The sequence below is a fragment of the Psychrobacter sp. 1Y4 genome (assembly GCF_051847555.1).
On sequence record NZ_JBPYDE010000008.1, the window covers coordinates 167,325 to 181,406 of the forward strand.

Here is a 14,082-nt window from a genome sequence, read left to right on the forward strand (position 1 = left end):
TAAGACGACTAACCATAGTCGCCTCACGATAAAACCTCTCTAAAATCAATAAGGAAACATTCGATGAATAAACAAGCCATACATGATCGTATCGATAGCTTACGTAAAACTTTAGTCGCACAAGACCTTACCGCCATTATTGTACCGTCAGCCGATCCGCATTTATCTGAGTATTTACCGGAATATTGGCAAGCGCGGTTATGGTTGTCAGGGTTTACAGGCTCAGTTGGTACACTCGTTGTCACGGCCGATTTTGCAGGTCTATGGACTGATAGTCGCTATTGGGTACACGCCGCTGACCAGCTAGAAGGTACTGGTATTAGCTTAGAAAAGCTTGCTCCTGGTCAGCCAAACCATATCGACTGGTTAGCTACGCATTTGGCAGAGGGTGATAGCGTGGCCGTGGATGGCAATGTGCTGTCTATCGCTGAGCAAGATAAGCTATTAAATGCATTCGATGCTAACGACATTACCTTAATCACCGAGCGTGATGTGTTGACAGAGATATGGACAGATCGTCCAGCGCTACCATCAGCAGATTTATATCAGCATAGTGCGCAGTTCGTTGCACAGTCCGCTAGCTCAAAACTTGCTGCAGTGCGTGAAGGTATGGCTGAGGCAGGCGCGACGCATCATTTGCTATCAAGCCTAGATGATATAGCTTGGCTCACCAATTTGCGCGGCGCTGACGTCGATTATAACCCCGTATTTTTATCACATATGCTCATCAGTGACGATAAGGCGACGCTATTCGTTGATAATAACAAAGTCAGCAGCGATATTGAAAAATCCCTAAAAGATAGTGGTATCATGTTAGCTGATTATGATGCCGTACAAGGCGCATTGAGCGAGATGACACCAGAAGACCTACTGTTATTAGATCCAAGCAAAGTTGCTGTGGGTACGCTATCAAAAATGGCGGATGATGTGGGCTTTATCGAGCAAATGGCACCAAGTACATTACTCAAATCTGTTAAGTCTGATGCTGATATTGAGCATGTACGTGAGGCAATGCGTCAAGATGGCGCAGCATTGAGTGAGTTTTTTGCTGCTTTTGAGCAGCGTCTAGCAGACGGTGAACGTTTAAGTGAGCTGGACGTGGATAGCATGCTGATTGAGGTACGTAGTCAGCAGCCGCATTATGTCTCGCCAAGCTTTCCAACGATTGCAGGCTTCAATGAAAATGGTGCATTGCCGCATTACCGTGCGACGCCAGAGAAGTTTAGCTACCTTGATGTAAGTGAGGGCGAGGGCGGCTTACTACTGATTGATTCGGGCGCTCAGTACCAAAACGGCACTACTGATATCACTCGTGTGGTCGGCATTGGTACAGTCACCAATGAGCACAAACGCGACTTTACTACGGTGCTCAAAGCCCATATTGCTTTGGCGCGTGCAAGCTTCCCTGATGGTATTGCCTCGCCATTCATTGATGCAATCTGCCGTGCACCATTATGGCAGGCACAAATGGACTACGGTCATGGTACCGGTCACGGCGTTGGTTACTTCTTAAACGTCCACGAAGGCCCGCAAGTCATCGCTTATAGTGCCAGTACGCCAAAAGAGCGTGCGATGAAAGAGGGGATGATTTCTAGTAATGAGCCAGGATTATACCGTGAAGGTAAGTGGGGCATTCGTATTGAAAACTTAGTAGTCAATATGCCGGTGGCAAATGCTACTGAGACTGAGTTTGGTGAATTTTTAAACTTTGAAACCATTACCTATTGCCCGATTGATACCCGTTTGCTCGATACAACTTTGCTCAACCAAGTAGAGGTCGATTGGCTCAATGATTATCACAGCCAAGTCTATGCTGAGCTAAAGGATCGTGTTGAAGGTGCAGCACTTGAATGGCTGACCGAACGTACACAAGCTATTTAAAATAAAGACTGGTTAATGCTTGATTGAAATACAAAAAGCCCCGTAAAAATATTTACGGGGCTTTTTTAATGGAGCTCTTTAACGGATATCTAAAAGCTGTCGATAAATCAGTTAATAGACTAGTGTTTTTTAGCCATATTTTCTTGAACAATATCTTCAACCGCTTGGTTTTTTTCTGTGATTCCGGCAAGCTGCTGACCCACTTCCGCTCGTAACCATGATTTTAAGTCCTCAGATATTTGCATCATTTGCTCACTCAGATAGTCATCTACATGCATCTCTAGCTCTTGAATTAAGCTCTCGTGGGCAGCAGTCAGTTCTGGGTTTTTAAAAGACAAATCAATTGCTGCGCCTTTTTGAGGTTTTACGATAGTGTTTTCAGTCTGACTGACCGTATAAGAGTGATCATTGACACCGTTTTTTTCGTTGTTGGTAGGACTGTGTGCATCGCTCGTAGTTTGCTTGTCGTTCGTAGCGGCTTCGGTATCGCTCTTCTCTTGCTCAGCACCGCTTTGTTCATCCGCTTCTTTCTGAGCTTGTTCTGCTTGTTGTTTTTCTTTTTTAGCTTCTTCTTGTTCAATTTTTGCAACATCACGTGCTTTTTCTTCTTCAAGCTTTTTTTCTTCAGCTAAGCGTTGTTGTTCCGCAGCGGCACGTTGTTCTGCTTGCTTATCAGCAAGCGCTTTTGCAGCCGCTTGCTCAGCTTTATGCGCACTATATAGCTCATCAAGGTGTGCATCTAAGTCTGGCAAACTAAAGGTAAAGCTTTCGTAGGGGGTGTCTGTTTGCAGCAGAGTCGTGATATCCGTTAACTCTTGGACGATGGCGGCCCGTATCTGCTCTGGCGCGCGCGTCCAACGCTGATAGAATTGATGCGAAAACGAATAGCTTGACATAGACTCTTCCATAAATTTTCTAAAAATTACCCCTTATCATACGCAACTATGATAAGGGGTTGCAAGCGGACAAACGTAGCAAAACTGCTACCGACGTTACATCAATGGCCCTATTCGCTTTTATGGATATTATAGGATGCATCTAAGACCCAATAACTGTAACAACTACGTTAATTATGACCAACGTGCAAAAATCACTGAGCCATTGGTACCGCCAAAGCCAAAGCTATTGGATACTGCATAATTGAGATTATCAACCTTACGTGATTGATTGGCCACGTAGTCTAGATTACAGTTATCCTCGACATTATCTAAATTAATCGTTGGCGGTACGTGCTGATTTTGCAAAGCCAATATCGTAAAGATAGCTTCAACACCACCAGCTGCGCCCAGTAAGTGTCCAGTCATAGATTTGGTGGAGCTAACCAAGATGCTGTCTTTAACGGATGCAAAAACAGTTTCAATAGCGATCGATTCAGCGACGTCACCAGCAGGGGTACTAGTACCATGAGCATTGACATAACCGACGCTTGACGGTTCGATACCAGCATCATCAAGGGCACTTTGCATGGCGCGAGCAGCACCATTACCATCTTCAGGAGGTGCCGTAATGTGGCTGGCATCGTCACTCATACCGAAGCCGACGACTTCAGCAAGGATAGTTGCACCGCGTTCTTTAGCATGGGCAAGGCTTTCAAGTACCAATACGCCTGCGCCATCACCCATCACAAAACCATCACGATCTTTATCGAATGGGCGTGATGCTTTGGTAGGCTCATCATTACGGGTAGAGAGCGCATGCATCGCCGCAAAACCTGCCATACCTAATGGGCTTGAACCCCTCTCGCTACCGCCAGCAATCATGACATCAGCATCGCCGTAAGCGATTAGACGTGCAGCCAAACCGATAGCGTGCGTCCCTGTCGTACACGCAGTTGCAGTAGCAAGATTGGGACCTTTAAGTTTGTGTTTGATAGCTACCAGTCCAGCTGCCATATTGGCAATAGAACCCGGTACGATAAATGGTGATACTTTTTTAGCGCCTTTTTCAGTTAGCATAGCGCAGCTGTCTTCAATAGTCTGAATACCACCGATACCAGAGCCTAATATGACACCGAAACGCTCCTGATCGACATTTTGTACTGGCGTATCATTAGCGCTAACTTCTTCAATAAAGCCAGCCTCTTTTAATGCCATTGCAGTAGCCGCGACACCATAGTGCATGAATGCATCATAACGGCGTGCATCTTTAGGGCTCATATATGGCGTAGTATCAAAGTCTTTGATCACACCTGCGATTTGGGCACGGTAATCAGTCGCATCAAAGTGTGAAATGGTTGAAATACCACTTTCGCCATTGAGCAACCGTGTCCATGTGCTCTCAACATCCACACCTAGCGGGGTAACAGCCCCCATACCAGTAACGACGACACGCATCTCATCAGGACGTTCATGATGAGGAGGCTTACGACGCCGTTTTGATTCAGCGTTGGTATGTTGCGGTATCGGTGAACTGCTGTTTTGGCTCATGTGATATATCCTGTACTTGCGATCCTAAAAGGGTGAGACTACTTGTTTTATTGTAAATATTCTAAAATTACGCAATATTATTTATAGCGTTATCCCGCTACTTTAGCAACTATTATAAAGCACATAAGTGCACGTCTGTAAACTTAATAATTCATAGAATGATGACGCAAGAGTAAGATAAAACAAAAAGTTAGCACAATATTGTTGAATTACTAGTCATTGCGCGTTTAAATATTCTTTAAATCTAACAACTTATTTACTTATTAGGCAAAACATACTTGCCCTAATACCACGCTTTTACTTGCGCCTGTTACTGCTGGCAAGTTACCTGTTTCACCCATCAAAGTTTGGCGTGCCAGCCAAGCGAAGGCCACAGACTCTAACCAAGTTGGCTCAAGTCCTAGACTTGCCGTAGTCTCTACTGTGCAATGGGGCAGATGCGCTTGCAAGCGGGTCATTAAGTAATTATTCAATGCACCGCCCCCGCAGACATATACCGAACCATCTACATGTGCATTAATAAACATGTTAATTTGCATGCTAGCACTGATAGCCGTAAGCTCCGTCAAGGTCGCTTGTACATCTGCTGATGAGTAGCGAGTAGAGGCAGAAATCTGATCAAAGTGTTGTAGCTCGCTTTGTAGCCACGCTAGGTTAAAGTCCTCACGCCCTGTACTTTTGGGATAAGGTTTCGCAAAAAACGGGTACTCTAATAATTGATTGAGTAGCGGTTCAATGACCTGTCCAGACTGCGCCCATGCGCCGCCCGCGTCATAGCTGTGATCGGTATGTAGCGCGGTCCACGCATCAAGTAATAAATTGGCAGGGCCAGTATCATAACCAACAACAGGGCTATCATTGGCTGGCAAGACGGTTATATTGGCAATACCGCCCAAATTTAATAACACGCGTGTGCTATCAGGTGCGGCAAACAATGCTTGATGAAAAGCAGGAACCAAAGGCGCGCCTTGTCCACCGACTGCCATATCACGGCGACGAAAGTCGCTGACCACGCTAATGCCAGTGCGCTCAGCGATGACATTGGCATCGAGTAGTTGTAAGCTAAAGCCCAATTGCGGACGATGACGTACCGTCTGCCCATGACAACCAATTGCCAGCACCGACTCACCATCAGTATTTGACTGCTTCAATAATGTATTAACCACGTCGCTTGCAAATTCAGCATATTCTTTACTTACCCAGCCAAACCAGTCCAATTCGCTGTTTGGTTCATCAGCGGTTGACGTTAACTCTTGGATACCGTTAGGTTGGCACAACGCTAAGAGCACCTCACGCAGTCGCGGCGGAAAATCTTGATTATAAGTTGCCAACAGTTGCATCGGTGGTTGAGTATTGCCTGCATTATTAAACTGACAAAGCACTGCATCCATACCGTCCAAGCTAGTGCCTGACATCATACCGATATATAGACCGTCGTCAAAGCTTTCAAACACTGTTTGCTCCAGCGCCTCAGTCAGTGCAGCGTAGTTTGTATCGTCGTCACTACCTACTGAATCAGATGAGTCAGCTAAAAATTCGGTGTTTTCAGGATCATTCGTGGTCTGAGCAGGGTTGGTCATGGCAATTTACCTTAAAAAACGCTAGTATATCCGTCAAATTCTAACATCTTTTACAGGCTACGAAGTCTTAAATAGCCTAAACGCGTTACCCTTTTAATAAAGACAATAAAGAGAGCATCATGACAGACCATTCATACACCCTAGAAGAACAAATTGCCCTTGTGCAACGCGGTACGCAAGAAATCTTATCAGAAGAGGATTTGGTTGCGAAACTCAAACTGGGCCGTCCGCTACGTATCAAGGCAGGCTTTGATCCTACCGCGCCTGACCTGCATTTGGGTCATACGGTATTGATTAATAAGCTTAAGCATTTTCAAGATTTGGGTCATGAGATTTACTTTTTGATCGGTGATTATACGGCCAAGATTGGCGATCCTTCTGGTAAGAACAGCACGCGCCCGCCATTGACTGATGAGCAAATCAAAACCAATGCTCAGACCTATGCCGAGCAAGTCTTTAAAATCTTGGATAAAGAAAAAACCAAGATTGTTTTTAACTCTGAATGGTTTAATGATATGTCAGCAGGAGATATGATTCAGCTGTCAAGCCAGCTTACCGTCTCGCGTATGCTTGAGCGTGATGATTTCTCTAAACGTTATGCCGCCCAAACGCCCATTGCTATTCATGAGTTTTTATACCCATTGGTACAAGGCTATGATTCTATCGCGCTTAAGGCTGACATTGAGCTTGGCGGTACTGATCAGACCTTTAATATCCTCATGGGGCGTACTTTGCAAGGTCGTTATGGACAAGAGCCGCAAGTTTGTATCACAGTGCCAATCTTAGAAGGGTTAGACGGCGTTAATAAAATGTCTAAATCCTTGAACAATTACGTCGGTATCTATGATGCACCAGGTACCATGTACCAAAAACTGCTATCTATGCCAGACACCTTAATTCGTCGCTACTTTGAGTTTTTAAGCTTTAAGCCGATGGAAGAAGTCGAAGCGTTGATGTCAGAGATGGAAAACGGGCGCAATCCCCAAGAAATCAAACGTATCCTTGCCGAAGAATTAATCGAGCGTTTCCACGATGCTGATGCGGCAGCTAATGCGCACAAATCTGCAGGCAACGTTTTAGCTGATGGCGAATTACCAGTCGACCTGCCAGAAATTATGCTAGATCTAGAAGGGCAAGATGCGCTATTTATCACCCAAGTCTTAAACCAGGCAGCACTTGCCAAAAACAACTCAGCAGCCAAAGATATGGTAAAACGTGGTGCGGTAAAAGTAGATGGTGACGTAGTCGATGCTAGCTTTAGCTTAACATCAGGTCAGACGGCTGTTATTCAAGCAGGCAAAAAGGCCTATGCAAAAGTAACGGTAGAATAATAGGGCTTTTAATATCAAGAGCATAAATAAGGTCGACATTGATTGTCGGCCTTATCTATTTCTATTATTTGAACATAACGAGACAGTATTTAGCTCATACATTTATAGGGAAGGCTAAGAGTTACTTATGAACCAATCTATTCCACAAGGCATCTACCGCCACTACAAAGGTAACCTATACCAAGTGTTGCATACCGCGCAGCATTCCGAAACGGAAGAAAGGCTAGTGGTTTATCGCTGTCTATATGGTGAGTATGGCGTATGGGTACGACCACTTTCGATGTTTAGCGAAACCATCACTCGCGATGGTAAGACCATACCAAGATTTGAGCTGATTAAGACTCTAGCAGATTAGTTTATAGCTCAAAAAATATTTTTAATTTTCTAAATGAATAAAGGCAGGGCTTGTTTAAAAGCCCTGCCTTTAGTTAATACTTTACTTTCATGTTTTCAATATTTGCTTTTCATTACAGCAAAGTTGAACTGCATTTCCATACCTTTATAAGAAGCAGCACTCTTACCTACATTTTGAGGATCGTAGGAGTTATCTTTAATGGTACTGACTAACATCTCACAATTACCTTTTAGGTTTTTCTCAACAAACTCTCTTATATTTTCGACTTTCCAATATACTTTATCACCATCAATACCGATTAAAGTATGCAAAGCCACTACAATCGGTACTATAAAGCCATCAGGATAGCGATAATCACTATCAGACTTATAGTATTTAGTCTTTGATTTTTTCTCTTTAGTCTCTTTCACTTTCGAAATCCGACCAAATCCTGGAGATACATCATTATAAGCGTTAGGAAATTTTGAATATATTAAGTCATAAAGATAAGGAATATCCTTCATAAGAGAGAAGGCACTTTCTATTAAAGGAGGTAATTCCAAGTCATCGACGATATCATCATTTAATTTTAACTCTTCAATAAGTTTTGAGAAGGTTGCAGTACAACTTCCTTTACTACTATAAATACTTATAGGATTGATATTCCCAACGTTTATGTGATCTAGTTTTCCAGCACGCTGAAGAGCTATGAAAGGAATCAAGGATAATGCAACAATATCATCTCTCTTAATATATTTTCCTGCTTCGCCGTCCTTCCATTCGATACAATCATTAATTACTGGATCAACAAATTTCTTTAATATGTCATAATAACCACGATGATCAGCCATAGTTCCATCGGTTAGTGAGTTGTTATTGTTTCTAGCATCTGAAATCTCGAAAACTTTGTCTGCAAATACATCTTCAGAGCCGTGTTGCGGATATATTATTTCCACTGGTATTTGGAACTCTAAGGTAGATATAAAATCAGTTAAATCGTTTTTGTATTTCTGCCAGACTTCGACAAAATCAACCCATCTTTTTATCTTTCTAACATCTTTAGGGATAGGTTTATCTTTCTGTGCGAAGTACTCTTCTAGAATAAAGATGCCGATCGCAAGTACATTATGCCCTCCATCTAAAAGACCATCTGTAACTGAATTCTCATCAAAGTTTAGGCGATACCTTCCTCTTTGCAATATTTCGAAATTTTGACAAGCAATAAGAAGACCTTTTGTTTTAAAGACCATGTATTCAGGAGAGTTTTTTAGAGAATCACCAATAGATTTAACTATTTGATTTTTTGTGGCACTGCGTGGATTAGCCGTAAGGTCAAGATGATCTAAAAGTTCAGCCATATTTTTAGGATCGATGGTACATAAAGTTTTATTTATACCATTAAAACTAAAATCAGCGCTATTGACTGTTTTAAGAACTTGTGAATTATGATTTATCATAGGACTGCCTCATATAATTAAAGTTAATTATAAGAAGCTGAATAGAAAGCAGTAGACGCGTTGATTAGATATGGCCTGAAAGTAGCAGCCATTTATTCATACATTTTACACTTGTGTACTATCCAGTACTTCTCAACCTTCTTTTCAGAAGATAATAGTATTTAAACATTAAGTTGAACATTAGTCAAATACTTTTAATTAATTTGCCATCTTACAATAAAAATATGACTTTATATATTCAGAACTAACTCTCTAAAAACACCTTTAATGCCTGATAAAAGGCAATCGGCTCATCCATCGGCACCGCATGACCAGAGCGCGGCAAAACGATTTCAGTTGCATTAGGTAGCATACGGGTCACTTCTTGCTGCCACTTAGAATCATAGAGCGTTGAGCGACCTCCAACTAAGTTCACCACTGGAATGGTAACTTTTTCTATAACGGCTCGAAAATCGTACTCTAACTTTAAATACGCTTGTAAGCAGCGCATCTTATGTTGCCAAGTACTGTGGTTATAAAACACCAGCTTATGATCATTTTGATGCGTTAAAAGCTGGACGATGGCTTTTGAGCGTGTACGATTTACTGATAGTAAAGAAAATAGCCGCTCAATATCTGTGACCTGACGTTTAATCGTAAATGGTAGGTGCGTAAAGCTGTCAACATTAGCATAAGGCAGTGTCATATCTACCACTTCATGAAATATATCAAACACTTCTTGCTGCCGCTCACCAAATAAGCCGCCTTGCCAATCAGCCTGATTATGAATCGCAGGACTTTGGTCGATATTCATATAACGGCTGACCCGTGACATACCAAAACGCTCAAAATATCCCCACATTACTTGCGCGCCCATAGAGATAGCAGCAACCGGTAAAGATTCTATTTTAAGGTCGTGACAAATTTGCTCAATCACGGTGTTGATATCGTCAGCATACTGGCGTACAAAATCAAATTGCGTCAAATGAATAGACTTCGCTTCTCCAAAGCCTCTAAAATGCGGAAGATAAAACCTGTATTTGCCAGTAAGCGGCAATATAAAAGGTAAAAACTCGCGCGCATCCATGCCATACGCATGGAGCAAAATGACAGGTCTGCCTTTGCCAATCACAGAGACAGGAATAATGGTATCGTCAGTCTTGATGATGCTCAAAGTCTGTAATTGGTATTGTGACGGTATTTTTAGCCAGTCTTTTATCATGGGCGGCAGCTTCTTATTTTCATTTCATTTATGGAGGTTCATTTTATAATTTTAATATTAAAATGCTCAGCACAAAACATTTTTATATTAGTAAGGCGTGTTATAGTAAAAAAAGCCTATTTAACAATAATATAAGTATAAAAATATCTATTAGAGCCATGTCGTCAAAATAATAATTCAATGTAAGAAGGAAATAAAAATTTATGAGTAGAGCGACCTTATCCAGTCTTGATAGTAGCCTTTATCCTCAGGTCTGGAGCCAGCTGACTTTTACGGATCCACATGGTTTATTAATGGCGCTTTTGACGGGTGATCTGGCGTTAGAACCCAACGACTTTACCAAACGATTACTGGCAAATGATACGTATCAAGATTGGATTAATGCTACCGTATTTGGGCGCTATATTCAGCGTAGTTTTGAAGCATTTTATCGTCAAACTGAAGACAGCTTTAATATGGATATGCCAGCGCTGTTTCGCGCTGAGCTGTTACGTCATGCGCAGTATCTACCGTTAGAACAAGTATTATTTATCGCAGGTACTATGCCAAAAAGCGCACGACTCGATAAGTTATTTACCACCACTGTTAATCCTGCTACCGCCGTCTTGGGTGCTCAAAAAGCCAAGCAGAATGCGCTAAAATTAGGACAACAAGACAGTCAAACCTTGATCATAAATCAGATAAAGGTCATTGGTAAGCAAGTGGTCGGGTTTCCAATACGTCATAATAAGCGTACCAGTGAGCGCACCCGCAATGAAGTACTTATCCTGGATTTTAATGATTTGCGTTTGGTTGATGAGCAAGTTTTAGATAATGAGACGCCAACTACTACGGCGATGCTAAATGACACCGCCGTAGTACTGCGTTATTATGAATTGCGTTGATGGTTTATATATAAAACTTTATAGACTAAGAGTTTTGCTTAGCTATCGTTAAACCATTAAAAGTTTGCGCGACTGGCATGACTTCTAAACGGTTGATATTAATGTGCGCAGGCGACTCAATCAGCCATAGTAAAATATCGCCAATATCTTCACCCGTCATGGTTGTAAAGCCGTCATAGACCTTGGCCGCTTTATCGTCATCGCCATGATAGCGGACGTTTGAAAACTCCGTACCTGCTACATTGCCTGGTTCAAGATTGGTTACGCGTACTTGGGTGCCAATCAGATCCGCGCGTAAGTTTAAGCTGAACTGTTTTACAAATGCTTTGGTCGCGCCGTAGACGTTCCCACCAAGGTAAGGCCAGCTACCAGCTATAGAGCCGACGTTGATAATATAGCCACTATCGCGTGCGACCATCGCTGGCAACACCGCATGGGTCAGAGCTATTAATCCTTTAACATTGGTATCGACCATTCTCATCCAATCATCAAGATTGGCACTTTGGGCAGGCTCTGTACCAAGTGCTAGACCTGCATTATTGACCAAGACATCTAGCTGATTAAAGCCATCGGGCAAATCCGCAATAATTTTTGGAATAGAGGCCGTATCATCGACATCCATGACGACCGGTAAAAATAAATCGCCTAACGTTTCAGCCATTGCAGTTAGTTTATCAAGTCGTCTGGCACAGCCAATTACGTGATGACCTTCGGCAACCAAACGTTCAGCCAGCGCTTTACCAAAACCAGCACTTGCGCCTGTAATCAATACGTTCATTTTATATCCTTATCATTGCTGTCGTAAGCTGTAGTCACGATTCTTATAACGACTACTTTTTGGATTATTTGTTAAATAACTGCTTACCAAAGATTTTATCGCCTGCATCACCAAGACCCGGGATGATATAACCGTGTTCATCCAAATGACTATCCAATGCAGCCGTATAGATAGTCACGTCAGGATGAGCTTCATTCACCAAACGTACGCCTTCAGGTGCCGCAACCAATACGAGAGCCTTGATACTCTTACAGCCATTTCTTTTTAACATATCAATAGTAGCAACCATCGAACCGCCAGTGGCAAGCATGGGATCAACGATAAGCGCTGGGCGTTTGTCCATATGGCTGACGAACTTTTCAAAAAATGGCACTGGTTGTAAGGTCTCTTCATCGCGCTGTAAACCTACGACAGAGATTTTTGCAGTAGGGATTAAGTCAAGTACGCCATCAAGCATGCCAATACCAGCACGTAATATAGGAACGATGGTTGCCGTTTTGCCGATGATTTGCTCACCCTCTATCTCACCGCACCAACCCTGCATAGGAAAAGTTTCAATTTCAAAATCGCGACTTGCCTCATAAGCCATTAAACGAGCAAGCTCTTTGGTCAATGTACGAAATTTATAAGTACTACAGTCTTTTTCACGCATTAGGCTGAGTTTATGACGGACTAACGGATGATCAATTACAGTAATTTTTAAGTCACTCATAAATACTCTCTTGGTTGTAGGCTGATGCACACGCAGTTACTGCGATTGCTATTAGTATAAAAGATACAAACACTTACCGCACTTAACGCTATACCAAGCGTAGAAATAGTAAGATTGAGGCTTAAATAACCAGTTTTAAGCCAAACCTATTCGGCTATATAGCGCTATGACAAGTGAAGTCGTGTTTAGGCCTGTTATGATAGCAAAAAAACCACTTTTCCGATGAAGAATCTTATGACCAAACAACCATCTGGTATCCAAAACCAGTCAAATCCTAGCCCAATATCGACAAAATCAATAGCAACACCGATAGAAACCCACCCTTTCGAGCCTGTCTTGCCACCCAATGCTACGGTCATGATGATGGGGACATTTCCGCCTACCGCTGACAAATGGGCTATGCGCTTTCATTATCCCAACTTCTATAATGATATGTGGCGCATTTATGGTGGCGTATTTTTTGACGATGTAAACTATTTTAGAGTAGGGGATGAAAAGCGTTTTGATCCTGAGCGTATTCGCAACTTTTTGTTTGAACGTGGCATTGCTTCGTGCCCAACGGTCAAGCAAGCGATTCGAGAAACGGGTAATGCTTCTGACAAAAATTTAACCGTCGTCACTCCCGTTAATTTAGATGACATTTTGCCAAGAGTTCCCAAAGTGCAGGCGCTGTTTACAACAGGCGGCAAAGCCACAGAAGTTTTAATTGATTTACTGGATAGCTCATTACCAAAGTCGAAACATCCAAAGACCAATCAAAGTATGGCTTACCCTTATAAGGGGCAAAGCGAAAATTCTGATCTAACAGCGACTACAGTGGATGACTTAACCTTATATCGACTACCTTCTACTTCACGCGCTTATCCATTAGCATTAGATAAAAAAATTGCTGCCTATAAAGCGTTTTTTGAAAAGGTAGGTAAAGTATAAAGTGCTCTATTACGAAGGTTGTAAGAAGAATATCCTTTGATAAAATCGTATATAAAGTAGAATAAAAATATTTTTATTGCTAACTTATTGATAAGAATAAGATATTGGTTGTATTATCGAATAATAATAAAAACAATATATAATCTTCTTGACCCCCTATTAAAAGCGCGTATAATGCCACCCAGTCGAAAGGGAAGGGTGATTGGAGAGTGGTTTACCACTGAACAAATCGGTCCTTGTTTTAGAGTATTTATTTAGTTAAATAAAGACTTTCAAACTAAATAAAATAAACCCTTGACACTGACAAAAAAGGGTCTATAATACGCCCCTCATTAGCACAAACTGGCCGTAACGGATAGAACATTTACCCATTACCAACCCAGCTAACTAATTGAAACAAAACGAAATAAAAGCTTGACAAACATAATTAACATGATATGATAGTCAGCTCGCTAATAACGATAAGCACATTGCTTGGTTGTTAGTCGAACAACGCTTCAACTGGACGACAGTGAAGGGACATTATTTAAAAGCAAAACTAAAGAACAACTTGTGTGGATTTTTGCTG

The 14,082-nt window shown here is 42.0% G+C and carries 12 protein-coding genes; 5 read left to right on the forward strand and 7 right to left on the reverse strand.

Annotated features, from left to right (window positions below; genetic code table 11):
• Window positions 1-63: 63 nt before the first annotated feature.
• A complete protein-coding gene (locus ACS8FC_RS08990; protein ID WP_439296516.1) occupies window positions 64-1,881 on the forward strand; it encodes an aminopeptidase P family protein in 1,818 nt (605 codons plus the stop codon).
• A 119-nt stretch (window positions 1,882-2,000) separates the two neighbouring features.
• Here the strand turns inward: ACS8FC_RS08990 and ACS8FC_RS08995 are convergent, their stop codons facing one another.
• From ACS8FC_RS08995 to ACS8FC_RS09005, 3 genes are all read right to left on the reverse strand, one after another.
• Complete coding sequence (locus ACS8FC_RS08995) at window positions 2,001-2,777, reverse strand: hypothetical protein (RefSeq protein ID WP_439263157.1); 777 nt, start codon at window positions 2,775-2,777, stop codon at window positions 2,001-2,003.
• 174 nt (window positions 2,778-2,951) lie between these two features.
• Window positions 2,952-4,307: a beta-ketoacyl-ACP synthase II gene (gene fabF / locus ACS8FC_RS09000; protein WP_439263159.1), complete on the reverse strand. Its 1,356-nt coding sequence runs from the start codon at window positions 4,305-4,307 to the stop codon at window positions 2,952-2,954.
• Between the two features lie 263 nt (window positions 4,308-4,570).
• The gene (locus ACS8FC_RS09005) at window positions 4,571-5,887 is read right to left on the reverse strand and encodes an anhydro-N-acetylmuramic acid kinase (RefSeq protein ID WP_439296517.1); all 1,317 of its coding nucleotides are present in this window, start codon (window positions 5,885-5,887) and stop codon (window positions 4,571-4,573) included.
• Window positions 5,888-6,006: 119 nt separating this feature from the next.
• Here ACS8FC_RS09005 and tyrS point away from each other — a divergent pair, with 119 nt between their 5' ends.
• Window positions 6,007-7,218, forward strand: a complete 1,212-nt coding sequence (gene tyrS / locus ACS8FC_RS09010) for a tyrosine--tRNA ligase (protein ID WP_439296518.1) — start codon at window positions 6,007-6,009, stop codon at window positions 7,216-7,218.
• 127 nt (window positions 7,219-7,345) lie between these two features.
• Window positions 7,346-7,573 (forward strand): DUF1653 domain-containing protein, encoded by a 228-nt coding sequence (locus ACS8FC_RS09015; RefSeq protein WP_439296519.1) that lies wholly within the window; start codon window positions 7,346-7,348, stop codon window positions 7,571-7,573.
• Window positions 7,574-7,668: 95 nt separating this feature from the next.
• Here the strand turns inward: ACS8FC_RS09015 and ACS8FC_RS09020 are convergent, their stop codons facing one another.
• Entirely contained in the window at window positions 7,669-9,009 is a 1,341-nt protein-coding gene (locus ACS8FC_RS09020) for a hypothetical protein (RefSeq protein WP_439296520.1), read from the reverse strand.
• A 244-nt stretch (window positions 9,010-9,253) separates the two neighbouring features.
• Window positions 9,254-10,210 (reverse strand): alpha/beta fold hydrolase, encoded by a 957-nt coding sequence (locus ACS8FC_RS09025; RefSeq protein ID WP_439296521.1) that lies wholly within the window; start codon window positions 10,208-10,210, stop codon window positions 9,254-9,256.
• 203 nt (window positions 10,211-10,413) lie between these two features.
• On the opposite strand from ACS8FC_RS09025, the gene ACS8FC_RS09030 reads away from it, so the two are divergent.
• Window positions 10,414-11,094, forward strand: coding sequence for a hypothetical protein (locus ACS8FC_RS09030; RefSeq protein ID WP_439263168.1), 681 nt, complete (start codon window positions 10,414-10,416; stop codon window positions 11,092-11,094).
• A gap of 25 nt (window positions 11,095-11,119) precedes the next feature.
• Here the strand turns inward: ACS8FC_RS09030 and ACS8FC_RS09035 are convergent, their stop codons facing one another.
• Entirely contained in the window at window positions 11,120-11,872 is a 753-nt protein-coding gene (locus ACS8FC_RS09035; RefSeq protein WP_439263170.1) for an SDR family NAD(P)-dependent oxidoreductase, read from the reverse strand.
• Window positions 11,873-11,936: 64 nt separating this feature from the next.
• Complete coding sequence (gene upp / locus ACS8FC_RS09040) at window positions 11,937-12,584, reverse strand: uracil phosphoribosyltransferase (protein WP_299220918.1); 648 nt, start codon at window positions 12,582-12,584, stop codon at window positions 11,937-11,939.
• A gap of 357 nt (window positions 12,585-12,941) precedes the next feature.
• Here upp and ACS8FC_RS09045 point away from each other — a divergent pair, with 357 nt between their 5' ends.
• Entirely contained in the window at window positions 12,942-13,514 is a 573-nt protein-coding gene (locus ACS8FC_RS09045; protein ID WP_439263186.1) for a DNA glycosylase, read from the forward strand.
• Window positions 13,515-14,082 lie beyond the last annotated feature (568 nt).

Coding starts and splice junctions, on each gene's coding strand:
- ACS8FC_RS09045 (WP_439263186.1), top strand. CDS start 12,942: ATGATGATGGGGACATTTCCGCCTACCGCTGACAAATGGGCTATGCGC.
- ACS8FC_RS08990 (WP_439296516.1), top strand. CDS start 64: ATGAATAAACAAGCCATACATGATCGTATCGATAGCTTACGTAAAACT.
- ACS8FC_RS09005 (WP_439296517.1), bottom strand. CDS start 5,887: ATGACCAACCCTGCTCAGACCACGAATGATCCTGAAAACACCGAATTT.
- ACS8FC_RS09015 (WP_439296519.1), top strand. CDS start 7,346: ATGAACCAATCTATTCCACAAGGCATCTACCGCCACTACAAAGGTAAC.
- ACS8FC_RS09025 (WP_439296521.1), bottom strand. CDS start 10,210: ATGATAAAAGACTGGCTAAAAATACCGTCACAATACCAATTACAGACT.
- ACS8FC_RS09020 (WP_439296520.1), bottom strand. CDS start 9,009: ATGATAAATCATAATTCACAAGTTCTTAAAACAGTCAATAGCGCTGAT.
- ACS8FC_RS09030 (WP_439263168.1), top strand. CDS start 10,414: ATGAGTAGAGCGACCTTATCCAGTCTTGATAGTAGCCTTTATCCTCAG.
- upp (WP_299220918.1), bottom strand. CDS start 12,584: ATGAGTGACTTAAAAATTACTGTAATTGATCATCCGTTAGTCCGTCAT.
- fabF (WP_439263159.1), bottom strand. CDS start 4,307: ATGAGCCAAAACAGCAGTTCACCGATACCGCAACATACCAACGCTGAA.
- tyrS (WP_439296518.1), top strand. CDS start 6,007: ATGACAGACCATTCATACACCCTAGAAGAACAAATTGCCCTTGTGCAA.
- ACS8FC_RS09035 (WP_439263170.1), bottom strand. CDS start 11,872: ATGAACGTATTGATTACAGGCGCAAGTGCTGGTTTTGGTAAAGCGCTG.
- ACS8FC_RS08995 (WP_439263157.1), bottom strand. CDS start 2,777: ATGTCAAGCTATTCGTTTTCGCATCAATTCTATCAGCGTTGGACGCGC.